Genomic DNA, 24488 nt, shown 5'->3' on the forward strand with positions numbered 1-24488 from the left:
AGGTTGTCAGACGTGTCTCGGGTGCGGTGGATGCCGGGATCGGCATGCACCTCGCGCGATACGCCGGTCAACGTCACAAATCAACCTCTTGTCAGCCCTGCGGATCGGTGCTTACGCTCCCACCCGAATCCAGTTGTCAGACAACTGAGACTCGAAGTCGCTCAAGCCGCTCAAGTCGCTCGAGCCGCTCAGAGTTCGTGACACCGAAAGGCCCCCGATGAACGCCCCCCTGCCCCTGCTCATGGACTGCGACACCGGCGTCGACGACGCCCTCGCCCTCCTCTACCTCGCCGGCACCCCCGGAGCGGACCTCCGTGGTGTCACCACCGTCGCGGGCAACACCAGCGCCGCACAGGCCGCGACCAACACCCTCCAGGTGCTCGAACTCGCCGGCCGCACCGACATCCCCGTAGCCGCCGGAGCCGCCACCCCGCTCACCGGAGCCGAGCCCGAGTACGCCACCCACGTGCACGGCGACAACGGCATCGGCAACATCCAACTCCCGCCGCCCACCGCCGAGATCGACCGCCGCGACGCCGTACAGCTCATCATCGACACCGCGTACGAGGCCGGGGGCGACCTGCACATCCTGGCCACCGCACCCCTCACCAACCTCGCCCACGCCCTGGAGCGCGAGCCGCGCCTGCCCGAACTCGTCCGCCACGTCACGGTGATGGGCGGCGCCGTCCACCACCCCGGCAACGTAGGCCCCCGCGCCGAGGCCAACATCGGCAACGACCCCGAGGCGGCCGAGCGGGTCATCGCCGCCGGCTGGGAGGTGACGATCGTCCCCCTCGACGTGACCATGCGCGAGCGCCTCACCCCCGCCCACCAGGACCGGCTGCGCGCCCACGGCACCCCGCTCAGCCGCTTCGCCGCCGACGCCCTCGACGTCTACTTCGACTTCCACGAGCGGATCGTGTTCCCGTTCCGCGCCTCCGCCTGCCACGACCCGCTGGCCGCCGCCATGGCCGTCGGCGAGCTCACCCCCGTGCTCGCCCCACAGCTGCACGTCACCGTCGACACCACACAAGGGCCCGCGCGCGGCGAACTCGTCGCCGATACCCGCGGCATGTACCGCGGCTACCCGCGCACCGCCGAGGCCAACGCCCGCGTCCTCCTGGAGACCGACGGCACGTTCCCCGACCGGCTCGTGGAGCGCCTCACCACCATGGCCACCGCCGGGACCGCGCCGTCTTCCGGGGCCCGGTCATGAGCGGCGCCGCGCCCGCCGCGTCCGCCAAGAAGGCGGTTCTCGGCGGGAGTTCGCACGGCCTGCTGCTCACGGCGCTCATCGTCGCCGTGGTCGCGTTCCAGCTCGGCGCCTCCATGGTCACACCCGCGCTCCCCGAGATCGCCCGCGAGCTGAACGTCGCCGCCTCCGACGTCTCGGGCGCGCAGGACCTCTTCTTCCTCGTCGGCGGAGTCGCCGGTGTCGTCCTCGGGCGGCTCAGCGACCGGGTGGGCCGCCGCCGCATCCTGCTCGCCTCGATGGTCACCATGTGCCTCGGCGCGCTGATCGCCGCGGTCGCACCCAACGTCCCGGTCCTCATCGCCGGACGCATCCTCCAGGGCGCCTCCGGAGCCACCTTCCCCGTCACGTACATGCTGCTGCGCGACACCATGAGCCCGGCGCGCTTCGGCCCGGCCCTCGGCGTCGTCACCGCCATCAACGGCGGCGTCGGCGGGCTCGACGGCCTGATCGGCGGCGTCGTCGCGGACACCGTCGGCTTCCGCTGGATCTTCGGCGCCATCCTCGTCGTCGGCCTGGCCGCGATCGCCCTGCTGCTGCGCTTCCTGCCCGAGGTCGCGCCCAAGTCCGGGCGCCCGATGGACTGGTGGGGCGCCACCGCCCTGTCCGCCGCGCTCGTCTGCGTCAACCTCGCGCTCAGCAAGGGCTCCGAACACGGCTGGTCGGCGCCGCTGCCGCTCGCCCTCCTGGCAGGCGCGCTCGTCCTCCTGCTCGTCTTCTGGCAGACGGAGAAGCGCCGCACGGCCCCGCTCATCGCCGTACAGCACCTGCGCTCCCGCCAGGTGTGGCCGCTGCTAGCGACGACCCTGCTGACCCTGATCGGCGTCTTCTCCGCGATCAACTTCACGTTCGTCCTGCTCAGCCAGGACGGGGAGTTCGGCTTCGGCATGAGCGCGACCCTCTCCTCGCTGCTCTACCTCACGCCGCCCGCCGCCATCGGCCTGCTCTCCGCACCGCTGACCGGCTGGCTGGCACCCCGCACGGGCTGGCTCGTCCTGCTGCGCACGGGCCTCGGACTCAGCATTCTCGTCCTCCTCGTCACGGCCCTCCTCCCGGACAACCGATGGCTGCTGTTCGGTGCCGCCTGCGCCCTCGGCGTCGCCTACAACGGCCTCGCCATGACCCCGCTCAACGCGCTCGGCGTCGTCGTCTCCCCGAAGGACACGCCCGGCGCGGTCCCCGGCATCAACGCCGCCTGCTTCGGCATCGGCGCGTCCGTCGGCATCGCGCTCGTCGCCCCGGCGGTCGGCACCGGCACGCTCGGCGGCGTACAGGAGGCGCTGTGGATCTCCGTCGGCTTCACGTGCCTCGCGCTGCTCACGGCGTGCTGCCTGCGTCTTCCGAAGGAGGACACCGGAGCCGACCTATAGTCGATCTCATGAGTCGATGGCAGGAACTGACCGGTGGCACGTCCGGAAACGAGTACGCGGAGCGCTTCGAGGCACTGGCCCGCAGCGGAAAGGACGTACACGGAGAGGCGTCGTTCTGCGCGGCCCTCGTCCCCGAAGGGGCCCGCGTGCTGGACGCCGGCTGCGGCACCGGACGCGTCATGATCCGCCTCGCGGAACTCGGATACGACTGCGTGGGCATCGACCTGGACGCCTCGATGCTGGAGGTGGCGCGGGAGCGGGCCCCTCAACTGCCCTGGTTCCAGGTCGACCTCACCGAGTTCGACCCCGCCGCGCTCGGCATCACCGCGGACTTCGAACTCGTCGTCGCCGCCGGAAACGTCCTCCCGCTCCTCACCCCCGGCACCGAGGCCACCGTGGTCAAGCGCCTCGCCGCCGCCCTGCGCCCCGGCGGCCTCCTCGTCACGGGCTTCGGCCTCGACGCCGCCCACCTCCCGGTGCCACCCACCATCACGCTGCCGGAGTACGACGCGTACTGCGCTTCGGCGGGCCTGTCGCTGGTCGACCGGTTCTCGACGTGGGGTGCGGAGCCGTACGAGGGGGGCGGGTACGCGGTGAGCGTGCATCGGATGGATGACTGACGTTCGCCGCTGACGTGAGTTGTCCACAGGCGCTCCCACGGCCGCGTCCCGCGACTTAGGATTTCTTGGACGGATTGCGGCGAGCGTGACGTTCGGGGGAGGCGCGATGGAGCCGTTGCTGCGTGCTTCCGCGGCGGGAATGGTGCACCCGCTGGTCAAAAGGCTGCTTGTGCCCGGCGTGCAGGGCTCGGTACCGGAAGCTGGACGGGTTCTGGTGGCGGAGCTCCTACGGCCCACCGCCGAGCCCGGACTCGAGCGGCTGGCCCATTACTTGGTGGACCTCGCCACCTCGGACGACGTGCCCGACCTCGACCGCGGCCCCACGGACGCGGCCGGGGGAGAGCGGTGCGAGGCCCGGGTCACGCTGCTCGACGACTTCCCCGAGGCCGGTGCCCCCGCCCGGGTCCGATTCGACCTCGCGGTGCCGCCCACCCACCCGTTGCGCGCGGAGTCGGCCGACGGCCCGCGCCTGCTCGTCATCGCCACCCCCTCCGACACGGACTCCGTGTCCCCGGCCTCGCGGCTGTACTCCGTGGGGGGCACGGACGCCGATGACGCGGTCTTCGCCTTCACGCCCGGAGCGAACGGCCTGCGCCGACTGCGATTCACGGTCTACGACCGGGCGTTCGCGATCCCGCTGCAGGAGGTCGAGGCGGCGGTTCAGGTGGGGCAGGACAGGGGGCGCGTCGTGGCGGCCCTGGGGCAGTCGCTGCGGCGGCTCGGCGAGCTGGACTTGACAGTGCAGGAGGCGGCGGGGCTCACGCCGAGCGCGTTCGCCACCCGGCTGAGGACCGGGACGGCGGACCTCTCCGATGCCGAACTGGCGGTGTTTGAGCGGGCGTTGATGCTCGCGTGCCGATATGTCCAGCGTGAGCTCTCGCCGGACGTCACGCGTGAACCCCTCCTGGACGACGGGGGGCCCGCGCGTCCGGCCGAACGCCGCGTCATCTCGCTGCTCCAGACGGTGCTGGAAGTTTCGGCACGGCGGTCCGACCCGCTGGACCGGCCCGTTCCGGTGCGGCGGCTCCTCAGCTTCAGCGGTGGGCGCGGCACCATGACTCCTGCGGACCTCCATCGACTCACCAGGGAGATGGTGCGTCGCGCTGAACGCGTGTCGCCGCAGCCGCTTCCCGTGGAGGAGCACCCGGCGGTCGCCCAGGCACTCGCCCGGAGCTTCACCGCGATGGGCGAGGTCACGATGAGCGATGCCGAAGCCGTCGCCATGGGGCCGACCGGGTTCACGGAACACCTAAGGTCCCGGTCACGGGATGCCGCGCGGGACCTGAGCGCCGACGCGGCCGCGACGTACGGTGCGCTGTTGACGGTCTCGGTGACCCAGTTCCTGCGCCTTCTCGAGCAGCGACCGGGCTTCGCCGCCCGCGTGCACGACGAGCAGCACCGACACCTCGCGGAACATGCCGCCCGAGTCGACCAGTTGCTGTCCCGGTTCCCTGAAAGGGACGACGCCGACGCCGCCTTCGAAGAGCGCTTCGGCGAGGACACCGCCACCCAGTACAACCAGCTCACCATCCACGGCATCGACCTGCCCCACACTCCCGGCTCCTGGTCCCTGCACTCCGCCTACCTGGACCTGCACTGCGAGCCCGACCCGGCCGATGCCCTCCGGGCTCCGAACCCCGCCCCAGTGCCGGTGACCCAGGCCCTCTCGGGAAAGACGCGCGTCCTGATGCGCGGCGACGCGGGCTCCGGCAAGACCACGCTCATGCAGTGGCTGGCCGTGACCACGCTCATGGACGAACTACCGGACTGGCTGGCTCACATGCGCCACCGGGTGCCCTTCCTGGTGTCCGTGCGACGCCTGCCGCCGGACGGCTTCCCGCCGCCGTCGGACCTCCTCGTCGCCATCGGCTATCCGGGGGCCGACGCGCAGCCTGCGGGCTGGGCGGAGCGGGTGCTGGCAAGCGGCCGCGGTCTGCTGCTCGTCGACGGTGCGGACGAGATCCCGGAGGCCGAGCGTGAGCGGCTCCGTCACCGCCTGCGCGAATGGATCGGCCTCTTCCCGGACAACGTCTGGCTGGTCACCACCAGGCCGTCTGCCGTACCCGACGACTGGCTTGCGGCCGAGGGCTTCAGCGAGTTGCGGCTCGCCCCGATGAACCGCCACGAGGTGACGAGGTTCGTCCGGAGCTGGTACCGCGCCACACGCGCGACCGCACCCGTGGGGGAGGCGGGTCGGCTCGACCACCTTGAGGAGAACTTCCTGCTGTCCATTCGGCTCTCGGGTGAGCTGCAACGACTCGTCGCGAGCCCGCTGCTGTGCGGGGTGCTCTGCGCCCTGCACCGGGACCGCGGTGGAGTGCCCCGTGGGCGCCAGGAGTTGTATGAGGCGGCCCTGTGGATGCTCCTCGAACGCCGGGACCGGGCACGGCACATCGCGGGAACGGCGCACGTGGAGATCCCGCTGGGGCCCAAACGGCAGCTGCTGCAGATCCTGGCCTACTGGATGCTGCGCAACGACCGCCCTCAGATGGATGGCGCCGAGGCGTTCGAGGCCATCCAGCGAAGCCTCGACATGTTTCCCGAGGCCGACGCGTGGGGCGGCGCCGAAGGCGTCTACCGGTACCTCCTGGAGCGCACCGGACTGCTCCACGAACCCGCGCCCGACAAGGTCGAGTTCAGCCACGACGTGTTCCGCGACTATCTGGCGGCGAGCGAACTGGTGCGGCGGCACGAATTCGACCTGCTCCTCAACAACGCTCATCGCCCCGAGTGGGCGGATGTCGTACGGATGGCCGTGGCCCAGGCCCGCCCCGACGAACAGGCCGAACTGCTTCGGGGGTTGATCGCTCCGCACAGCGGTGCGCACCGTGTCGACGCCTACCGGCGCAAGCTCCTCGCCGTGGCCAGTCTGGACGAGGCCGACAACATCGACCCGGCCATCCACGCCCGCGTGCTGCGGTTCACCAAGGCGCTCACGCACCCCACCACCCCCGCCGCCGCCCGCGCCCTCGGCTGGGCCGGTGCCGTCGCCCTGGACGTGCTCCCGGACCCGACGGTCGTCCCCGACGACGAGGCCCACCTCCTCGCCATCACCGCGACCTACGTGGGTGACGACCGGGCCATCGACTACCTCACCCTCCTGCGCGACCGCGACCACCTGGAGATCCGGTCCCAACTGGCGGGCGCCTGGCGCAACTTCGACACCGACCGCTACGCCGAGGAGATCATCGCCCACCTCGACGAGACCGACCTCTGGTTCCCCGTGTCCGACCTCAAGGAGCTCCAGACCCTGGCCGCACTCGGCGGACGCCCCCGGGTACGTGTCACGGGCCCGCTCACCCCGGACCAGCTGACCGCCCACCTGCCGCCCGACCGGCTGACCCACCTGTGGTTCAGCCACGCATTCGATCCGCACATGGAGTGGCTGCGGGCCTTCCCCCGGCTGCGGACCGTCCACGCCGACACCCGTCTGCACCGGGCCTCCGGCGTCCCCGACGGCGTCGAACTCGTTCAGCCCTGACAGCCCCGCACACCAGGAAGGAGTAGCCCCGGCCGTGCCGACCCGCCTAGCCGTCCGCACCGTTGACACCACCGGCGACGGTTTCGCCAACCTGCCCGAGGAGCCCACCCACCGGCCGCGCGACCTCACCGTGCGCATCGACCGCTGTGGATCCGGCTTCCGTGTGCTGCTCTTCGGCAGGGCCGTGGAGACCACCCCGTACGGCACCCACGAAGCCGTACTCGAGAAGAGCCAGGCCCAGGTGGAGCAGCTCGCCGACGACATGCGGCGCGTGTGGTTCGAGCGGTTCATCGGCTACGAGAGCGCCCCGGACCGCTTCCCGTACTCCGACGGCGTCAACCTCACCGACGTGGAGGTGGACGAGGGCGAACTCGCCCGCGCCATAGGGGCGTTGCACGCCGTCGGGTACAAGTGTCTGATGGGCCTCCTCGAAGGGGCGGCTCCGTCGATGGTCCGGCTGCGTGGCCAACTCGTGGACGTGTTGCGCAAGGACGGCCTGCTCATCCGGTTCGAATCCCGGGACGTGTACTTTCCCTGGCCGATGCTGTGCCTGCCGCCCCGGCCGGAGGAGCCGCCGGTGGACGGCGGCCGCCCGCCCTTCGACAGGTTCCTCGGCTACCGCCACCAGATCGAGCAGACCAGCTGCCTCGAACCCCCGCCGGGCCCACCGCCGGGCCCGTCGCCGGTGACCCCCGTTCCGGAGGCGTCGGACCGGGTGCGCGCGAGCCTGCACACCGATGGCCTCGACGATCTGCTCAGCGCGCCCACGGCCGCAGCGGAGGTGGCGCGGCTGCTGTCCGACGTCACCCGGCTCACCGTCCGCAGCAGCAGCGAGGACCTCTTCGCCGACATGGTGTCGCCGGAGTTCGCGGACGAGTTGATGTACTTCTGGTGCCACGGCCAGTTCGGGTCGCCGGGCCCGGACGGCACCCCGCCCGCCATGACCATCAAGCTCACCGACGAGCACCTCATCGACGCGCAGGACATCGGCAGCCGGATGACACTGGCGCGCGAGGGCGGGCCCTTCGCCAGCGCGCCGTTCGTCTTCCTCAACGCCTGCCACCTGGGGCAGTTGTCCTCCGGGCAGGTTCATCACATCGGCATGGCGCTGCTGCGGCACGGCGCTACGGGAGTGCTCGGCCCGCAGGCCCCCGTACCCGTGGCGTTCGCCGCGGAGTACGCGCTGCGGTTCCTCAAGACGTACCTCGACGGGGCGCGGGCGGGCGACGTCATGCAGGAGCTGACACGGGCGTTCGCCGACACCTACAGCAATCCGCTCGGCCTGCTCTACTCACTGCACTCCGGCCTCGACAGCAAACTCACCCGCCCGGAGCGCGCCCTGTGACAACCCCCGCCACCCGGCCCCACACCACCCCCTTCGCCACCGTCGACCTCGACGAACTCGGGCGCCTCGTCGGACCCGGCGGCCATCCCGTGCCCAGCGCCAAGGTCCGGGCCCGACTCGCGCGCACGCTGCGGGTGCCCGACTGGGCCACCGACATCTACGTCTACGTACACGGCTGGCAGACCGGGCCCGCCGCCGCGCTGCGCCGGGCCGAGGAACTCTTCGCGCTCGTCCACGCCCAGCACGCGCGCCACGGAGAGCACTATCCGCGGCTACAGGCGTTCCGGCCCTGGGGCGTCGTCGTACGGTGGCCGTCGTCCAGCCTGCCCACGCTCGCGGGCTACCGGAGGATCCGGGACCGCGCCCACGCCATGAGCGCGAACGACACGGGCCACGCGCCGCACGTACTGGCCCATCTGCTCGGCTACTTGGACGGCGAGCGCAGCAAACCGGGCCCCGACCTGCTGAAGACCCGCCGCGGCCAGTTCCTGCACCTCGTCGGGCACTCCTTCGGCGGCCGCTTTCTGTGCGAGGCCGTGAGCCGGGCGGCCAGGCCGCGTGGACCCGCGGTGGCCGGCTGGGGTGCGCCGGGCCCGGCCCGGCACCCCTTCACCGTGGACAGCATGGTCATCTTCCAGATGGCCGCGCCACGGGACTGCTTCACCGACCTCTTCCCCGACCTGCTCCCGGCGCCCGCCGACGCCTTCGGCCCGCCCGAACCCGCCGACGCGCGTCCAGACGCCCCCTCCGACGCACCCCCGGACGCCCCCTCCGACGCACCCCCGGACACCCCCACCGGCGCACCCGGGCACGGCCCCTCCGGCGCACCCCCGGACACCCCCACCGGCGCACCCGGGCACGGCCCCTCCGGCGCACCCCCGGACACCCCCTCCGGCGCACCCGGGCACGGCCCCTCCGGCGCACCACTGCACGCCCCCAGCGGAGCGCCCATGCACGGCGCTCCCAGCGGAGCGCCCAGGCACGACGCTCCCAGCGGAGCGCCCATGCACGGCCCCATCGTCCTCACCTACTCCCGCTTCGACCGGGCCACCGGCTTCTGGCACCTCCGGGCGGAGCGCGCCGCGGGCATCGGGCACTCCGGGGTCGGCGTGGCCCCCGTGCCGGTCTCCTCCCTCCGGCTGCTCCCCGTCGACACCCCCTACCGCGCCGCCATGCTCGACCACCGCTTGGTGAGCGTCGATTCGAGCTGGCGCTACAACAGCGGGCGCCTCAGCCCGGCCCGCGCCCACTCCGACTTCGCGCACCCCGAGACGGCACACCTCCTCCTCAATCTCGCCGACCTCTCACGCTGAGGCGTCTGTTACCCGGTTATGACGTGGCGATCTTGACGCGCACACCCAAAGGGCAAGTAGGTTCGGTATGCACTGATTTACCGCGACGATCCGGCGACGGCCGTTCCCGCGCCGGGACAGGGGGCGTCCCATGGGCTCTCATGCCCGACCCAACCGTCTGCACCGCACCGGAGCCCGCGTGGCGACGGTCGCGCTTATCGGGGCCGTCGTGCCGATCACCGTCGGCGGCATCGCAGAGGCGGCCACTCCCGGTGTCACGCACTCCGCCGCCGGCCAGGACGAGGGGGAGCAGGCGGCCAAGGCCCAGGACGCCCCCGACATCACGGCCGACGCCGACCACGCCTACCTCCTCGACGCCCGCGACGGCAGCCAGGAACGGGAGTTGTGGGCCGGGCCCAAGGCCGACGAGAGCGTGTCGATGGCCAGCACGACGAAGATCATGACCGCGATGGTCGTGCTCCGGCACCCCGAGTGGCTCGACCGGCAGATCACGGTGAAGCAGGAGTACCGGGACTACGTCGCCAAGAACGGCGCCAGCACCGCCGACCTCCAGACCGGCGACAAGCTGACGGCCCGCCAGCTCCTGCACGCCATGCTGATCCCCTCCGGCGGAGACGCCGCGATGGCCCTCGCCGACAACTACGGCGTCGGCGCCACCATGGACGCCCGGATCGCCGACTTCGAGAACCAGATGAACCTCGCGGCAGCCCAGTTGGGCATGACCGGCACCCACTTCGACTCCTTCGACGGCATCTCGCACGGCGACAACCGCAGCACCGCCCGCGACCTGGCGAAGCTCGGCCAACGCGCCATGCTGCAGCCCGTGTTCGCCGACATCGTCAAGAACAAGAAGTACGAGACCGAGGCCCCGGCCGCCAACGGCCGCACCCGCTACTACACCTGGGAAACCACCAACGACCTGCTGAGCAGCTACGACGGCGCCCTCGGCATCAAGACCGGCAGCGGCGACGAAGCCGGCTACTCCCTCGTCTTCGCCGCACAGCGCGACCACCGCACTCTGGTCGGCGCCATCGTCGGCGCCGACCAGGAGGTCTTCGACGACGCCGCGAAGATGCTCGACTGGGGCTTCGCGCACTGACGAACGGTCGCGAGGTCGGGCCGGTTCAGGGGCTGGGCAACGCGCCCGGCTGGACCCGGCGGGTCCTGACGTCCCGCGCAGCGAAGAGCACCAGGGTGAGTACGCCGATGGGGATGGCTATCCCCATCGTGAAACGCGAGCCCGCGGTGAGGGTGAAGACCACCGCGACCGCGTATCCCACGCCGCGCATCACGCCGCCGGAGCGGGGCGTGAGGGCCGCCCCCAGGGTCAGGGCGACGATCAGCAGGACGGTGTCGACGACCGGCCAGATGACCTCGTTCGGCTGCAGGGGGCCGTAGTGGATGTCCCGGGCGAGCGTGAAACCGGCGTTCGCGGCGAAGGGGATGAACAGGATCGGTGGCAGGGCGAAGCGCACCAGCGCCGTCAGGGCGCTGTCCAGTTGGTTGGGTGGTTCGCCGTCCCGTGTGCGGTTGGCCCTGCGCATGACCAGCCCGACGTACGTGGCGAGCCCGATGGTGGCGAGGGTGACGACGCCGACCGCGGTGTACGTGTCCAACTCGTCCGATACGCCATTGTTGTTGACGATGGCCAGGACGACGGCGAGCACGGTGATCAGGAGCCAGCCCACGGCCGCGCCCCACGCTCTGCGTACGGCCGATTGTCTGGTGAGCCCGCTGTCGCCCGCCGGTTGTCCGGTCGTGGCGCGCAGCGTCGGGGGAACGGTCGCCGCCCGGGTTCTGGTCGGCGTCGGCGTCGACGCGGGCTCGGGAACCCGGGCGAGCCGCCGCAGCGCGCGGGAGACGTCGCCGGCGGTGCCGTACCGCTCGGCGGGGTCCTTGCGCAGCAGCGTCAGCACGACGTCGTCCCAGGCGCCGGGTATCTCCGTGCCGACGGAGCTGGGGGCGGGCGGCTCCTGGGTGAGATGCGCCGAGAGATAGCCGACCGTGTCGGGGGCCCGGAACGGCAGCCGTCCGGTGAGCAGTTCGAAGAGCACGCACCCCAGCGCGTACAGATCGCTGCGCGTCTCCGGATGGCCGCGGGCCTGCTCGGGAGCCATGTACGGGGGTGTGCCCACGATGAAGCCGGTCTGCGTGAGACGGTCCGAGGTCGCGTACGGATCGGCGGCGCGCGCCACACCGAAGTCGAGGACCTTCACCGTCCCGGAGGGCGTGATGAGGATGTTGGAGGGCTTGATGTCCCGGTGCATGATGTTCGCCGCGTGCGCGTCGGCGAGCGCGTCACAGATCTGGCCGCCCCAGCGCGCCGCGTCGGCCATGGTGACCGCGCCCCGGCGCAGCTTGCTGTCCAGGCCCTCGCCACGCACCAGCTCCATCACCAGGAACGGCACCTTGCTGCCATTGGCCCCGGACCCGGCCCCGGACCCGCCCCCGGACCCGATCCCGCCCCCAGCCGCAGCCCCGCCCCTGCCCCCGGTCTCGGCCTCGCCGAGGTCGTGGATGGTCACGATGTGCGGGTGCTGCAACCGGGCGGTGATCCGCGCCTCGCGCAGGAACCGGGCACGCGCCTCTTCCCCCCGGCTCCCGCCGCCCGCGAGCAAGGAGATCACCTTGACCGCGACCCGGCGGTCCAGCGTCTCGTCCTGGGCCTCCCACACCTCGCCCATCCCGCCCTCACCGAGCCGGCGCACCAACCGGTAACGGCCGCCGAGTAGTTGATCCCGCACCGCCAGACCTCCCCCGTCTCGTCCGTACGTCCGTTCCTACCCGCCCAAGGGTGAACCGGCACCCCAGGATCATCGCGCGTACGCCACCACGGCGCGCGCGATCCACAGAACCTTCCCAGGGCGCCGGTTCCCGGCCGCGCCGGTCCGGAGGGTCAGTCCTCCGGCGGAGGCGGCGGCACCGGCGCACCCGCCGGCGGCGCGATCTTCGCGTACGTACGGGAGACGGGGGTCTCGCCGCCCGCCGACTCGTCGTGCTGCTCGGGCCGGTCCTCCGGCGGCAGCAGCGCCGCGCGCTTGGCGCCCGGGTCCCAACCGGTGTCCACGACCCGCTTCTGCCAGGTGATGGCCCCGGCGAGGATCACCAGGCCGACCACCAGCATGAGGACGACACCCGCCACGTCACCCACCTTCGCCACGTTGCCGAGGATCAGACCCAGCCACCCGAAGTCGGCGTCGCCGAACGTGGTGTTGGCCGAGCCGAACGAACCGAGGACGCCGAGGAGGAACGCGGGCAGGAACGTGATCAGCACACCGTTGAGGAACGAACCGAGGGCCGCGCCGCGCCGCCCGCCCGTCGCGTTGCCGAAGACGCCCGCCGCGCCACCGGTGAAGAAGTGCGGGACGAGCCCCGGCAGGACGAGCGCCGTGCCGAACGCCGGCTTGAAGACACCGACGAGGAGCCCGAGGCTGACCAGGCCGCCGACGAACGAGCAGATGAAGCCGACGAGCACGGCGTTCTGCGCGTACGGGAAGACGATCGGCGCGTCCAGGGCCGGGATGGCGCCCGGCACCACCTTCTGCGCGATGCCCTGGAAGGCGGGCACCAGTTCGCCGAGGATCGTACGGACACCGAACAGGATGACGGCGACGGCGATGCCGAATTGGAGGCCCTGATTGACCGACGACATCAGGTAGTTGCCGATGCCCGTGGAGGGCGAGCCGCCGCCCGTCGCGAACGCCTTGAACGCCTCCGTCCTCCCGACCTTCGCGAGGAAGACGATCGCCATGATCATGTAGATGAGCAGCATCGAGAGCGCCGTGGCGACCATCGAGTCACGCAGGAAGCGAAGCCCCTCCGGCAGGTTCATCTCCTCCGTCGAGCGGCTCTTCTTGCCGACGGCCTGCCCGGTGGCGCCGGAGACGATGTACCCGGCGGTCCCGAAGTGCCCGACCGCGACGGTGTTGTTGCCGGTGACCCGCTTCGTCCACGGGTGCGCGAAGGCGGGCATCGCGACGAGCATGATGCCCAGCAGCACCGCGCCCGCGACGACCACGACCCACGAGGTGACCCCGGCCGTGGCCATCACCATCGTCAACAGCGTGGCCATGAACAGCATGTGATGGCCGGTCAGGAAGACGTACGAGAGCGGGGTGAAGCGGGCGAGCAGCAGGCTGACGAGGAAGCCGAGGATCATCAGCCAGGCCACCCGCGAGCCGTACTCGGCCTGCGCGATGCCGACGATCGCCTCGTTGGTGGGGATGACGCCGTGCGAACCGGTGGCACCTGTGATCATCGTGCCGAGCGGCGCGAGCGAGTTGGTGACCAGCGTCGCGCCCGCGCCGATCAGGAGGAAGCCGAGGGTCGCCTTGATGGCGCCGCCGATGATCTGGCCTGTGGACTTCTTGAGGGCGATGAGACCGACGGCCGTGATGATGCCGATCAGATACGCGGGGACGCTGAGGATCTCGTTGACGATGAACTTCGCGATGTCCACGAGAGTGTTCATGGGGAACTCCTGGGGAGGGAGCGGCAGTTGGCGGAGGGAAGGTGGGTCAGACGTCGTACAGGTCGCGCATCGCCGCGTCGACCTCCTTGGTGCTGGTGAAGTCCTCGATCACCCGCACCGGCACCCCGACGTCCCCCAGGGTCCGCGCGATCTCCCGCGAGGTCATGATGGCCACCGCCTCGGACGCCTTGCCCTTCGCGGAGATGGTGTCGGTGGCCTCGGTGGTGATGTACCGGCCCCACTTCCAGCGGTCGAGCACCTTGTCAAGGGTCGACTTGAGGAACAGGCTCGTGCCGACGCCGTTGCCGCACACGGTCAGGATCTTGTGCATGCCATGACCGGAGCCCTTGGCGGCGGCGTCCCGCTGGGGTGTGTCGGCTCCCTGCCGAGGTGTGCCGGAGGACACCTCAGTGTCCCCGTCCCCTACGAGGATCTGGCGCAGCGCCTGAGGTGTCGGAGCGCGGTCGAGCGCGGCGGAGGTGTCCGCGTCGGCGAGCAGCCGCGCGAGGGCGCCCATCGCCTGGGTGTGTGCCCCGGCGTCCTCGGCGGCGAGGGCGACGACGAGGTGCACAGGGTCGTTCGTCTCGTGCCCGAAGTTCACGGGTGTCGAAAGCCGCACCCATGACATGCCCGTGCGCAGCACGGCGGGCGACGGCCGCGCGTGCGCGAAGGCGAAACCGGGCGCGATGACGATGTACGGCCCGTTCTCCTCGACGTTGCGGAGCATCTCCTGGGTGTACGTGTCCGTGCTGACGTCGGTGGAGACCAGCAGGTCACCGGCCGTGCGGACGGCGGCCTGCCAGTCGGGGGCGGCCACGTCGAGGCGGATGGCCTCGACGGGGATCAGATCGCTGAGTTCACTCATACGAGCAGTGGTTCCGAGCGAAGAGCCCATGTCACCACGACACGCCGGAGGGAGGCACCTTCGTTATCGGTTCCTTCGTTGTTTCACCCGTGCTCAGCGGGTGACCAGCAGCCCCCGCCCGCGCAGCACCCTCCGCTCCAGCGGGCTGAAGATCAGCAGGTCGATGGCGATGCCGACGACGAGGATCAGGAGGATGGCCAGGAACACCTGGGACATGCTGCTGTTGTTGCGGCCGTTCTCCAGCAACTGGCCGAGGCCCACACCGAGATCGGGCGACGACGCGATGATCTCGGCGGCCATCAGCGAACGCCAGGAGAACGCCCAGCCCTGCTTCAGACCCGCGAGATACCCCGGCAACGCCCCCGGCAGCACGATGTGCCACGCCCCCCGGAGCCCGGTCGCGCCCAGCGTCCGCCCGGCGCGCAGGAACAGCGGCGGGATCTGGTCGATGCCCGCGACGAGCCCGTTGGCGATGGAGGGGACCGCGCCGAGCAGGATCACGGCGTACATCATCGAGTCGTTGAGGCCCAGCCAGATCACGGCCGGCGGCACCCACGCCACCGAAGGCAGCGCCTGGAGCCCGGACAGGATGGGCCCGATGGCCGCCCGTACGAACCGCACGCGAGCCACCAGGAGTCCGAGTGGTGTGCCGATGGCGAGGGCGAGGAGGAAGCCGAACAGGCCGCGCGAGACGGACGTCCAGATGGAGTCGAGGAGCGTGCCCTGCAGCCAGGCCGCGCGCACCTCGCCCCACACCTCGGACGGCGAGGCCAGCTTGTACGCGGGGACGACCTCCGCCCACACCAGCAGCTGCCAGACCACCAGCACCACGGCGATCGCGGTGACGGGCGGCAGCACCTTGCGGGTGAGTGTCTCGCGCAGCGGCGTGCGGACGACCCGCACCGAGTCGAGCGCGTCGAGCCCGGCCTCGACGCCCGCCAAGTCGCTTGTGCGCGGCGGCTGTTCGGCCTTCTCGGTGTCGGCGGGCGCTACGGCGTTGTCAGTCACGGCCATGGCGGCGGATCTCCCCACGCAGTTCTTCGGTGATCTCGGCGGACAGCTCGGCGACCGCGCCGTCCTCTAGGTGGCGCGGCTGCGGGATGTCGACCGTCCACTCCCGGGCGACGCGGCCGGGCCGGGACGACAGCAGGACGACACGCTGGGCGAGCCGGACCGCCTCGCGGACGTTGTGCGTCACGAACAGCACCGACACCCCCGTCTCCCGCCAGATACGGGTCAGTTCGTCGTGCAGTACGTCGCGGGTGATGGCGTCGAGCGCGGCGAACGGCTCGTCCATCAGCAGCAGCCGGCTGTCCTGGGCGAGCGCGCGGGCGAGCGCGACGCGCTGCCGCATGCCGCCCGACAGCTCGTGCACCCGCTTGCCGTGCGCGTCCGGCAGCCGTACGAGTTCCAGCAGGCGCCGCGCTTCGGCGCGCCGCTCCCGCGCCCCGACGCCGCGCAGCTTGAGTGCCAGCTCGATGTTCCTGCCCGCGGTCAGCCACGGGAAAAGGGCGTGCTCCTGGAACATCAGGGCGGGCCCGCCGTCCGTGGCGATGGATCCGGCGGACGGCAGGTCGAGGCCCGCGACGAGGTTGAGCAGGGTGGACTTTCCGCAGCCGGAGGCACCCAGGAGGGTGACGAACTCGCCGGGTGCGACATCGAGTGTGATGTCGTCCAGGACGAGTTGCTGCCCGCCGGGTGTGCCCGGCGCGGGAAAGGACTTCGAGACGTGCTCGATACGGGCGGCGTGCGCCACCGCCCCGGTCTCGGCCGGTGCCCCGGTCGCTCCGGTCGCCTCGTTGGCCTTGGCGGCCTTGGTGGCCTTGGTCGCTTCGGTGAACGTGGTGGCCATGGGTGTCACCTCCTGGGTGGTCGTCAACTCGTGTGCTGCGGACCGGAGTTACTTCGCTCCGAGGCCCGCGTCGTCGACCTGCTTCGCGCCCTCGGCCTTGAGGACCTTATTGAGGGGGCGCAGGTCGTAGATGCCCTTGAGGTCGGGCTTTTCCAGGAGGCCGGACTTCACGGCGTGCTTCGCCTCGGTGTCGAGGGTCGAGGCCAGCGGGTCGTCGAGGAAGTCGATGGACTTCCAGGCCGGGTCGATGACATTGTCCGGCAGCGCCTTGCCGGACAGCTTCTTGAGCGCCGCGTTGGCGGAGGCCTTGGCCTTCTCCGGGTTGGCGTTGATCCATTTGTTGGTCTTCACGGAGCCGCGCAGCACGGCCTCGACGACGTCCGGGTGCTCCTTGAGGAACTTCTGCGACACGATCATGTTCGTGATCACGAACTTCTTGTCCGGCCACAGGTCCGACTCGTCGAGCAGTTCCTTCGCACCCTCGGAGGCGAGCTTCGACGCGGTCGGCTCCGGCACCCAGGCGCCGTCGATGGAACCCGACTTGTAGGCGTCCGGCGTGATCTTGTTGTCCGTACGGACGACGGAGACATCGCCCTTGCCGCTCTGCGCGTCGACCTTCCAGCCCTTCTCCGCGATCCAGTTGAGGAACGCGACGTCCTGCGTATTGCCGAACTGGGGTGTGGCGATCTTCTTGCCCTTGAGGTCGTCCAGGGTCTTGATCTTCTTCGGGTCGACGACCAGCTTGACGCCGCCCGAGGCCGAACCGCCGATGATGCGCAGGGAGTCGCCCTGCGACTTGGTGTAGCCGTTGATGGCGGGGGAGGGGCCGATCCAGCCGATGTCGATGGACCCGGCGTTGAGGGCCTCGATCTCGGAGGGGCCCGCGTTGAAGGTCGACGGCTTGATCCGGGTGCCGCCCAACTCCTTCTGCAACAGGCCCTGTTGCACGCCGACCAAAGCCGTGCCGTGCGTGAGGTTGGGGAAGTATCCGATCTTCACCGTGTCGACGGAGAGCTTCTTGCCGCCCGCGGCGGCCTTGGCCTGGGCGCCGTCGTCGGCCGACTGGGAGCCGTAGCCGCACGCGCTCAGCAGGAGCGGCAGCGCGGCTATGGCGGCGAGATTGCGCAGGGTGGTGGTGCGAGGGCGTGCGGCAGACACGGAGATGACCTCTCGGGAAAGGGAGGGGGCGGTGCGGCGGTGATGGACGCGCGGAGCGACGAACGGACTCGGATGGCGCGACAGATGGCGCTCGACGTGCGGCCGAGGTCGATGTGGCGGCGCGAGGTCAGCAGGAGGCGCGACAGGTGCGCGCGGCTCGGCGTTCGCGTCGTGCGCATGGCTGACCTCCCCGACTTCCCCAGTTTCCCTACCGGATAGATAGGGATACTGGCAGACGGCGGCGCCCTTCCCAAGAGGGTGTCCAGGTATTGGACGGATGCGTCTCGGAATGCGGGAGTGGTCAGCTGGGGAGGGCGAACGGAGGGTGCGCGCCGTTGAGGAAGTAGTCGCCGATGTCGCGGAGTTGGTGCCCGACCGGCTCGTACAGGGTGTGGGTTCGTGCGTTGCGCCAGAAGCGGTCGAAGCCGAGGCGCGCGGAGGCGGCGCGCGGGCCGACGATGTCCAGGGCCCGCGCGGTCGACTCCTGCGCGGCCCGGGACGCTGCGGCCTCCGCCATGGTCACGAGGGCGGAGACCTCCGCGTACGCGTCGTAGCCGAGGTCGTCGCCGAGCGCCAGCGCGCCCTGTACGGCGTCCAGCGCCTGCCCCGCGAGCGCGGACGCGGCGCGGATGAGCACCGTCAGCTCCCCGTACGCGGTGAGGACCTGCGGGTCGTGGGGGCTGCCGACCGGCCAGGACGGGTGCGGCGGCGCCTGCCCGGCCCTGCTGTACTCGCGGGCCTCGGCGAGCGTTCCCTCGGCGGTGCCGAGCAGGATCTGGACGGCGACGAGGTGGGCGACAGGGGAGGCCATGGCGGCCCGCGGCGGCAGCAGTTCCTCGTCGGCGGAGAGCGGGCCGAGCACCTCGTCGGCGGCCACCGCCACCTCGTCGAACTCCACGCTGCCACCGGCCGCGAGCCGCCGCCCGAAGGTGTCGGCCGCGCCGTCGACCGTGACACCACGACGCGCCGTGTCCACGACGACGGCGAGCGGCGTGCCCGTGTCCGCGCGCGTGGCCCGCACGGCGAGCCGGTCGGCGACGAGCACCCCGGTCGTGTAGTCCTGCCGCCCATTGAGCACCAGGCCGCCCGGCGTGCCGGCGAGGGTGAGCGCGGGTTCCTGGCGGGCGAACCCGCCGCCCCAGCACCACCGCCCGGCCGCCGACCGCTCCTCGATGCGCGCGGCGAGCGCGGGCCCGGCGAAGAACCGGGCGCTGCCCGACAAGAAGTAGTGACAGCCGAGGAGTTGGGCGATCGCACCGTCGGCCGCGGCGATCTCACGCACGACGGCGAACGCCGCGGCCCAGCCCCGCCCGGCCCCCTCGCCCTCGCCGTCGGCCCCGTCGTCGGCCTCGGACTCGGCTTCGGCCCCGGCCGGCACCGGAGGTGTCAGCAACCCCGCCTCGCGCAGCCGTGACACCTCGTCGACCGGCGCCTTGCCCGCCTGCTCGCGGGCGACCGCGTCCGTCGCGAGATCGTCCGCCGCCTCCCGGGCCACGCGCAGCCAGTACGGACGGTCGGGCCCGGTCGTCCGGTCGTACGTCGATGCGGGGTGGAGCGACGCGGCGGCGGGGCCCATCACGGGGTCTCCTCAGGGTCGGTGGTAGGGGGTGGAGTCCGGGGCGGTCGGCACGTACTTGTAGCCCACGCGCCGTACGGTGACGATCCGCTGCCGGTGCGCCTTGCCGAGCTTGCGGCGCAGCCGGGCGATGTGCACGTCCACGGTGCGGCCGTCGCCGACGTGGTCGTAGCCCCAGACGCTGCTCACGAGCAGCTCGCGGGTCAGCACGTGGTGGGGGCGCTGGACGAGGTGCGCGAGGAGCTCGAACTCCAGGTAGGTGAGGTCGAGTTCACGCCCGTCCAGCTCGGCCACGTGCCGCGCGGAGTCGATCCGGATGGCGTCGTCCGTGGCGGTCACCGGTCGGATCTCCGGCCGCGGCCGGTCGTCGGCGAAGAGTTCGGCGGGGTCGGTGCCCTCGGGCACGAGCAGCAGGTATCCGACCATCGGTACGGAGGTGTGCTGCCCGGTGCCGCCGGGGGCCTCGCGCACCAGGCTGAGGTGGCGGGTGTCGGACGGCGGCGCGGTGGCGTCGGGGGTGGTGGTCCGGATCTGGGGTGCCGTGGTCATGGCTGATGTCCCTTGGTGGTGTGGTGTGTCGGACGCGTGTCTTACGCGTGACAGCACGCGGCGCTGACGACGTGACCAAAGTCGACGTGCCGACGACGAACGAGTCGTTGCTGCGTACGGGACATGTGCATCATCTTGTGCGCCCGCGGCGGGCCCGGTCAAGTATTTCCTAGTAATTCAGTAGGGAAAGTGGTGGGCCGGAGCCGCGGTTGTGTCAACTGTGCCTGGAAACGGCCGAGTCGGGGCGTCCCGGCGGGCGGGCACCGGACGGGTTCCGCTTGACGTGCGGCGCGCTGTCCTGCTCAATGGTCCGCATGACTGCCCAGCAGCACTTGGTCTCGCGTGACCACATCGACTTCGGTCGGGTGTGGTCCGCGGCTTGTTGCGCCTGACACGGCAGCGGGCCCGCTGACCGGCCCTTCCCTCCTTCGGTGACTCCGTGACTCCGTGACTCCGTCGCCGCACTGCTGCCCGCTCTCCAGGGCGGCCAAGGTGCTCGGCCTCCAACTCCGGCGCCAGGGCTTCTCGGTCAAGACGGGAGACACCTCCGCCTCGGCGATCGAGACATCACGCGTCAACCCGCCCGAACACACCTGAGACCAGCGAACGGAGCCCCCATGCCCACACCTACACCCACACCCCTCACCTTCCACTGGTTCCTGCCCACCAACGGCGACAGTCGGCACGTCGTCGGCGGCGGCCACGGCACCCCGGCCACCGCCTTCGGCCGCGACCGCCCGCCGACGGTCGCGTACCTGAGCCAGATCGCCCGTGCCGCCGAGGACCTCGGGTTCGTGGGCGCGCTCACCCCGACCGGGGCCTGGTGCGAGGACGCGTGGCTGACGACCGCGATGGTCGGCCAGCACACCGAGCGGCTCAAGTTCCTCGTCGCCTTCCGCCCCGGCTTCGTGTCGCCGACGCTCGCCGCGCAGATGGCGTCGACCTTCCAGCGGCGGACCGGCGGACGGCTCCTGCTCAACGTCGTCACCGGCGGCGAGAGTCACGAGCAGCGGGCGTACGGAGACTTCCTCGGCAAGGACGACCGCTATCGACGGACCGGCGAATTCCTGGGCATCGTAAGAGAGTTGTGGGAGGGCAAGCCCGTCGACTTCGACGGCGAGCACCTCCGGGTGGCGGACGCGCGGCTCGCCCGCGTGCCCGACCCGGTGCCCGACGTGTACTTCGGTGGGTCGTCGCCGTTGGCGGGGGAGGTCGCCGCCCGGCACGCGGATGTGTACCTGACCTGGGGTGAGCCGCCCGCGCAGGTGGCGGAGAAGATCGCCTGGGTGCGGGGGCTCGCGGCGCGTCAGGGGCGCACCCCGCGCTTCGGCATCCGGCTGCATGTCATCACGCGCGACACCTCCGCACAGGCGTGGGCGGAGGCCGACCGCATCCTGGACGGCTTCGACGAGGCGAGCATCAAGGCAGTGCAGGCGGGCCTCGCGCGCAGTGAGTCCGTCGGACAGCAGCGGATGCTCGCCCTGCACGGCGGCGGGAGCCGCGAGTCACTGGAGATCCACCCGAACCTGTGGGCGGGCATCGGCCTGGTGCGGGGAGGAGCCGGCACGGCGCTCGTCGGCAGCCACGAGGAGGTCGCCGAGCGGATCAAGGAGTACGCGGCCCTGGGCATCGACGAGTTCGTGCTGTCCGGCTATCCGCATCTGGAAGAGGCGTACTGGTTCGGCGAGAACGTGCTGCCACGCCTCCAGGCGCAGGGCCTGTGGCGGCACCCCTTCGCCGCGGGTGCGGGAGACCTCTGAACGTCTCCCGCACCCGCGACGCTCACGTCAACGACGCCACCCTCTCGGCTACTTGGCGATCACCTCGTTCACCGCCGGAGCCGCCGCCCCTTCGCTCCATGCCAGCCGCACCGCGTCCGCGTCCGCCCCGGCGGGCGCGGGCAGCGTGGTGGCGGGGCCTTCGAGCGCGCCGATGGTCCGCCACGCGCCGTCGACGCGCACCTGCACCCGCGCCTTCGCGGTGGCCGCGTCGTCCGGGCGCAGCACCGTCACCGAGGACACGGCTCGCGGCGCCGGGTACGTCACCGTGAGCGCGTCGCCCGCCGCCGGGGCGGAGGCGGCGCGGTAGGCGTTCTCGGGGACGCCGTCCGCCGCCGAGGCCAGGCTGCTGCCTTCGGTCGGGGCCGGGCCGCCGCTCACCGTCGGGCGGTCCGTTCGCGCCACCGTGAACTCGCGGACGACCAGCCAGTTCGACTGGTCGGCCGTCGCGCGGGCACGCACGTACCGGGCGGTGGTGCCGCTCGGCGCGTCCGCCGACCACGTCGCCTGCCCGCTGAACCCTTCGCCAAGGGCGTGCCAGGTGCTGCCGTCCGACGAATACTCCAGGACACCCTTGTGGAGGTAGTCCTCGGTGCTGCCCGACTTACCCATCGTCAACTTCACCGATCCGAGGGGCTGTTGGCCGCCCAGGTCGACGCCGACGCTCTCGCCCGACTTCGGCGCCCGGCTGCTCCAGAAGTACGTGGAGTCGTCGCCGTCCGTCATACGGTCGGCCGTGTTGCCGTTGTAGACCGGCAGCCCGGTCGTGCCGGTCGGCTGCGGCGGCAGGCCGAGCCGTTCGTTGGACGCGTCCCGCGCCTTCGCGAAGAACGGTTCGAGCACACCCTCACCGACGATCACCGGCACCTTGTTCCCGTTCAGGTCGGTGTACCGGTACGACTTCGCCTCGGCGATCAGCTCGGGCAGTTGCTGGCGGAGCGCCCAGGCCGCGGCGGTGTGCCCGGCCCGCTGCTCCTCGACCATCCGCACCGCCGTGACCCCGGCGGCGCCCCACGCCCGCGCCGCGTCCAGCCACGGACCGGAGTCCCGGGCGAAGCCCTTCTCGACGGGGCCGTCGTCCGCCGCGTCGCGGATCGTCGCGGGCGCGTCCCGCAGCGCCGCGAACGCCGCCGTCAGCCGGGACGCCGGAACGGAACCCGCCCAGTACCCCTTCATCAGCTTCGACAGCTCGGGCGCCTCCACGGCGTCCATCCGCGAACTGTGGTTGACGTCCGTGAACGCCCGCATGGCGCGCGCCACTTCGGTGTTCCCACCGGCGGCCTCCGCGACGGCGCCGCGGTACGAGGCGTCGGGATCGTACGCCTCGTCGTTCCACGTGTAGTCGGCGACGGAGTGCAGCGCGAGCTTCGACGCGTACGGCTGGATCATCGGGTTCGCGGTGATCCCGGCGAGCTGCTCGGCGAGCCCCTTCTCGCGTCCGGTGAACGGCCCGAGGAAAAGGCGTCCCGTGGCGAAGTCGTTGACGGGATAGTTGTCCCACGTCAGGATCTCGTGCCCGAACACGGCCTTGGCGCGCTGCGCCTGAGCCACCGTCATCGTCGGCGCGACGACACCCTCGCCCGTCCACTCGACGAGTACGTCCTTGTCGAGTTGGCCGGAGAGCGCCGCCTTGTACGGGGTCGAGGTGGTGTTGTAGTACTCCGTCGGCACCATCTGCAGCGGCAGCGCGCCGTCATGGGTCTTGATGAACCGCTCGTTGACCCGGTTGAGCAGATACGCCTGCGCCTGTCCTGCCGCGCCGCCGCCCGTGCCCCATTTCGCCTTGTCCGCTTCGCAGTTCCAGTCGGTGTAGCTGATGTCGTCCAGCGGCACCGCGAACTGCCGCACCCCGATGTCCCACAGTGTCTGGAACTTGTCGGTGAGCGCCTTGAGGTCGTCGTCGGAGCTGTAGCAGACGCTCAGGCCGGGGGAGAGGGCGTAGGTGAACTCGACGTGCTTCGCGCGCGCCCGGTCCACCAACTCCTTGATGTCGGCGAGCTGTTCGGCCGGATAAGGGTCGCGCCACTTGGCGCGCAGATACGGGTCGTCCTTCGGCGAATACACGTAGATGTTCATCTTGTGCTCGCCGTAGTAGTCGAGTTGGTCCAGGCGCGCCTGGTGCGACCACGGTGTGCCGTAGAAGCCCTCGATGACGCCGCGCGTCGGCGTCGCGGGCCAGTCGCGCACGGCGAGTCCGCGCACCGTCGCGCCGGGAGCCGTGCGGTGCGGCAGCACTTGGCGCAGTGACTGCGCGGCGTAGTACGTACCGGTCGGGTCGGTGCCGGACAGGACGACGCGGCCCGCGCCCTCGCCGCCCATGGCGAGGACGTACCCCTCGGCGGCGAGCCCGGAGGGCCCGTCGACGTTCAGTGCCTCCAACGCGCCCGCCGACGCCGGGTTCTCGGCAGGACCGCCGACGTAGACCGCCAGCGAACCGGACCCGGCGGGGGCCTTCGTGGCGGTGCTGACATCCCGCGCGCCGGCCGCCTTCAGCGCGGCGGTGGTGACATCCACGGCGGCCGGGTCGGACTTCGCGCCGGTGACGAGGGTGACGTCGGGGGTGACGGTGATCCGGTCGGCGCGCTGCCGCGCGCTGTGCGGGGTGGGAGTGATGGCGGGCGCCCCCGCCCCCTCCCCGGCCTCGGCCTGTGGCCCGGTTCCGGTATCAGTCCCGGTCCCGGCGGTGGCCGGGCCGGGGTCGAGGGTGAGGGGAGCGGCGGCCAGGGCCGCCACCGCGAGGACGGATATGAGAGGCGTCCTACGAGATCTACTACGAGATCTACTACGAGATCTGTGCTTCGGGCGGAACATACGTGTACCTCCACGGTTGGCACATGCGGCATGCTCTCGTGCTCTAG

19 protein-coding genes are annotated in these 24488 nt (G+C 71.3%); 9 read left to right on the forward strand and 10 right to left on the reverse strand.

Annotated features, from left to right (window positions below):
- Positions 1 to 217: 217 nt before the first annotated feature.
- The 7 genes from RBJ65_RS21780 to RBJ65_RS21810 all read left to right on the forward strand — a co-directional run bounded on the left by RBJ65_RS21780 (position 218) and on the right by RBJ65_RS21810 (position 10480).
- Positions 218 to 1216 carry a nucleoside hydrolase gene (locus RBJ65_RS21780; protein ID WP_306316810.1) on the forward strand — a complete coding sequence of 333 codons (999 nt, stop codon included), beginning with the start codon at positions 218 to 220 and terminating at the stop codon, positions 1214 to 1216.
- Complete coding sequence (locus RBJ65_RS21785) at positions 1213 to 2622, forward strand: MFS transporter (RefSeq protein WP_306316809.1); 1410 nt, start codon at positions 1213 to 1215, stop codon at positions 2620 to 2622. Before RBJ65_RS21780 ends, RBJ65_RS21785 begins: the two co-directional genes overlap by 4 nt.
- A gap of 8 nt (positions 2623 to 2630) precedes the next feature.
- Entirely contained in the window at positions 2631 to 3242 is a 612-nt protein-coding gene (locus RBJ65_RS21790; RefSeq protein WP_306316808.1) for a bifunctional 2-polyprenyl-6-hydroxyphenol methylase/3-demethylubiquinol 3-O-methyltransferase UbiG, read from the forward strand.
- Between the two features lie 214 nt (positions 3243 to 3456).
- Complete coding sequence (locus RBJ65_RS21795; RefSeq protein WP_306316807.1) at positions 3457 to 6723, forward strand: NACHT domain-containing NTPase; 3267 nt, start codon at positions 3457 to 3459, stop codon at positions 6721 to 6723.
- Positions 6724 to 6757: 34 nt separating this feature from the next.
- A complete protein-coding gene (locus RBJ65_RS21800) occupies positions 6758 to 8068 on the forward strand; it encodes a CHAT domain-containing protein (RefSeq protein ID WP_306316806.1) in 1311 nt (436 codons plus the stop codon).
- Entirely contained in the window at positions 8065 to 9381 is a 1317-nt protein-coding gene (locus RBJ65_RS21805; RefSeq protein WP_306316805.1) for a hypothetical protein, read from the forward strand. Before RBJ65_RS21800 ends, RBJ65_RS21805 begins: the two co-directional genes overlap by 4 nt.
- A gap of 130 nt (positions 9382 to 9511) precedes the next feature.
- Positions 9512 to 10480: a D-alanyl-D-alanine carboxypeptidase family protein gene (locus RBJ65_RS21810; RefSeq protein WP_306316804.1), complete on the forward strand. Its 969-nt coding sequence runs from the start codon at positions 9512 to 9514 to the stop codon at positions 10478 to 10480.
- Between the two features lie 25 nt (positions 10481 to 10505).
- Here RBJ65_RS21810 and RBJ65_RS21815 read toward each other — a convergent pair whose 3' ends face one another.
- From RBJ65_RS21815 to RBJ65_RS21850, 9 genes are all read right to left on the reverse strand, one after another.
- A complete protein-coding gene (locus RBJ65_RS21815; RefSeq protein WP_306316803.1) occupies positions 10506 to 12125 on the reverse strand; it encodes a serine/threonine-protein kinase in 1620 nt (539 codons plus the stop codon).
- 152 nt (positions 12126 to 12277) lie between these two features.
- Complete coding sequence (locus RBJ65_RS21820) at positions 12278 to 13852, reverse strand: PTS ascorbate transporter subunit IIC (protein ID WP_306316802.1); 1575 nt, start codon at positions 13850 to 13852, stop codon at positions 12278 to 12280.
- Between the two features lie 46 nt (positions 13853 to 13898).
- On the reverse strand, positions 13899 to 14717 hold the full coding sequence (locus tag RBJ65_RS21825) for a PTS sugar transporter subunit IIA (RefSeq protein WP_306316801.1): 819 nt from the start codon (positions 14715 to 14717) through the stop codon (positions 13899 to 13901).
- A gap of 93 nt (positions 14718 to 14810) precedes the next feature.
- The gene (locus RBJ65_RS21830) at positions 14811 to 15731 is read right to left on the reverse strand and encodes an ABC transporter permease (RefSeq protein ID WP_306316800.1); all 921 of its coding nucleotides are present in this window, start codon (positions 15729 to 15731) and stop codon (positions 14811 to 14813) included.
- Complete coding sequence (locus tag RBJ65_RS21835; RefSeq protein WP_372341195.1) at positions 15718 to 16578, reverse strand: ABC transporter ATP-binding protein; 861 nt, start codon at positions 16576 to 16578, stop codon at positions 15718 to 15720. The genes RBJ65_RS21830 and RBJ65_RS21835 overlap by 14 nt, the downstream gene beginning before the upstream one ends.
- Before the next feature lie 39 nt (positions 16579 to 16617).
- A complete protein-coding gene (locus RBJ65_RS21840) occupies positions 16618 to 17727 on the reverse strand; it encodes an ABC transporter substrate-binding protein (protein WP_306316798.1) in 1110 nt (369 codons plus the stop codon).
- Positions 17676 to 17906, reverse strand: coding sequence for a putative leader peptide (locus RBJ65_RS42145; RefSeq protein WP_372341184.1), 231 nt, complete (start codon positions 17904 to 17906; stop codon positions 17676 to 17678). The genes RBJ65_RS21840 and RBJ65_RS42145 overlap by 52 nt, the downstream gene beginning before the upstream one ends.
- 122 nt (positions 17907 to 18028) lie before the next feature.
- Positions 18029 to 19303, reverse strand: coding sequence for an acyl-CoA dehydrogenase family protein (locus tag RBJ65_RS21845; RefSeq protein ID WP_306317149.1), 1275 nt, complete (start codon positions 19301 to 19303; stop codon positions 18029 to 18031).
- Positions 19304 to 19315: 12 nt separating this feature from the next.
- Entirely contained in the window at positions 19316 to 19852 is a 537-nt protein-coding gene (locus RBJ65_RS21850) for a winged helix-turn-helix domain-containing protein (protein ID WP_306316797.1), read from the reverse strand.
- 447 nt (positions 19853 to 20299) lie between these two features.
- On the opposite strand from RBJ65_RS21850, the gene RBJ65_RS21855 reads away from it, so the two are divergent.
- Together RBJ65_RS21855 and RBJ65_RS21860 are read left to right on the forward strand one after the other, a co-directional pair.
- Positions 20300 to 20449: a hypothetical protein gene (locus RBJ65_RS21855; protein WP_306316796.1), complete on the forward strand. Its 150-nt coding sequence runs from the start codon at positions 20300 to 20302 to the stop codon at positions 20447 to 20449.
- A 20-nt stretch (positions 20450 to 20469) separates the two neighbouring features.
- The gene (locus RBJ65_RS21860; protein ID WP_306316795.1) at positions 20470 to 21612 is read left to right on the forward strand and encodes an LLM class flavin-dependent oxidoreductase; all 1143 of its coding nucleotides are present in this window, start codon (positions 20470 to 20472) and stop codon (positions 21610 to 21612) included.
- Between the two features lie 48 nt (positions 21613 to 21660).
- Here RBJ65_RS21860 and RBJ65_RS21865 read toward each other — a convergent pair whose 3' ends face one another.
- Positions 21661 to 24441 carry a beta-N-acetylglucosaminidase domain-containing protein gene (locus RBJ65_RS21865; protein ID WP_306316794.1) on the reverse strand — a complete coding sequence of 927 codons (2781 nt, stop codon included), beginning with the start codon at positions 24439 to 24441 and terminating at the stop codon, positions 21661 to 21663.
- Positions 24442 to 24488 lie beyond the last annotated feature (47 nt).

It is taken from the genome of Streptomyces sp. KL109B (assembly GCF_030766935.1).
Classification (GTDB): domain Bacteria; phylum Actinomycetota; class Actinomycetes; order Streptomycetales; family Streptomycetaceae; genus Streptomyces.

Excerpts from the sequence above, each read along its gene's own strand:
- RBJ65_RS21825 (WP_306316801.1), bottom strand. The coding sequence starts at position 14,717 with ATGAGTGAACTCAGCGATCTGATCCCCGTCGAGGCCATCCGCCTCGAC.
- RBJ65_RS21865 (WP_306316794.1), bottom strand. The coding sequence starts at position 24,441 with ATGTTCCGCCCGAAGCACAGATCTCGTAGTAGATCTCGTAGTAGATCT.
- RBJ65_RS21860 (WP_306316795.1), top strand. The coding sequence starts at position 20,470 with ATGCCCACACCTACACCCACACCCCTCACCTTCCACTGGTTCCTGCCC.
- RBJ65_RS21830 (WP_306316800.1), bottom strand. The coding sequence starts at position 15,731 with ATGGCCGTGACTGACAACGCCGTAGCGCCCGCCGACACCGAGAAGGCC.
- RBJ65_RS21850 (WP_306316797.1), bottom strand. The coding sequence starts at position 19,852 with ATGACCACGGCACCCCAGATCCGGACCACCACCCCCGACGCCACCGCG.
- RBJ65_RS21780 (WP_306316810.1), top strand. The coding sequence starts at position 218 with ATGAACGCCCCCCTGCCCCTGCTCATGGACTGCGACACCGGCGTCGAC.
- RBJ65_RS21785 (WP_306316809.1), top strand. The coding sequence starts at position 1,213 with ATGAGCGGCGCCGCGCCCGCCGCGTCCGCCAAGAAGGCGGTTCTCGGC.
- RBJ65_RS21810 (WP_306316804.1), top strand. The coding sequence starts at position 9,512 with ATGGGCTCTCATGCCCGACCCAACCGTCTGCACCGCACCGGAGCCCGC.
- RBJ65_RS21820 (WP_306316802.1), bottom strand. The coding sequence starts at position 13,852 with ATGAACACTCTCGTGGACATCGCGAAGTTCATCGTCAACGAGATCCTC.
- RBJ65_RS21845 (WP_306317149.1), bottom strand. The coding sequence starts at position 19,303 with ATGGGCCCCGCCGCCGCGTCGCTCCACCCCGCATCGACGTACGACCGG.
- RBJ65_RS21790 (WP_306316808.1), top strand. The coding sequence starts at position 2,631 with ATGAGTCGATGGCAGGAACTGACCGGTGGCACGTCCGGAAACGAGTAC.
- RBJ65_RS42145 (WP_372341184.1), bottom strand. The coding sequence starts at position 17,906 with ATGCGCACGACGCGAACGCCGAGCCGCGCGCACCTGTCGCGCCTCCTG.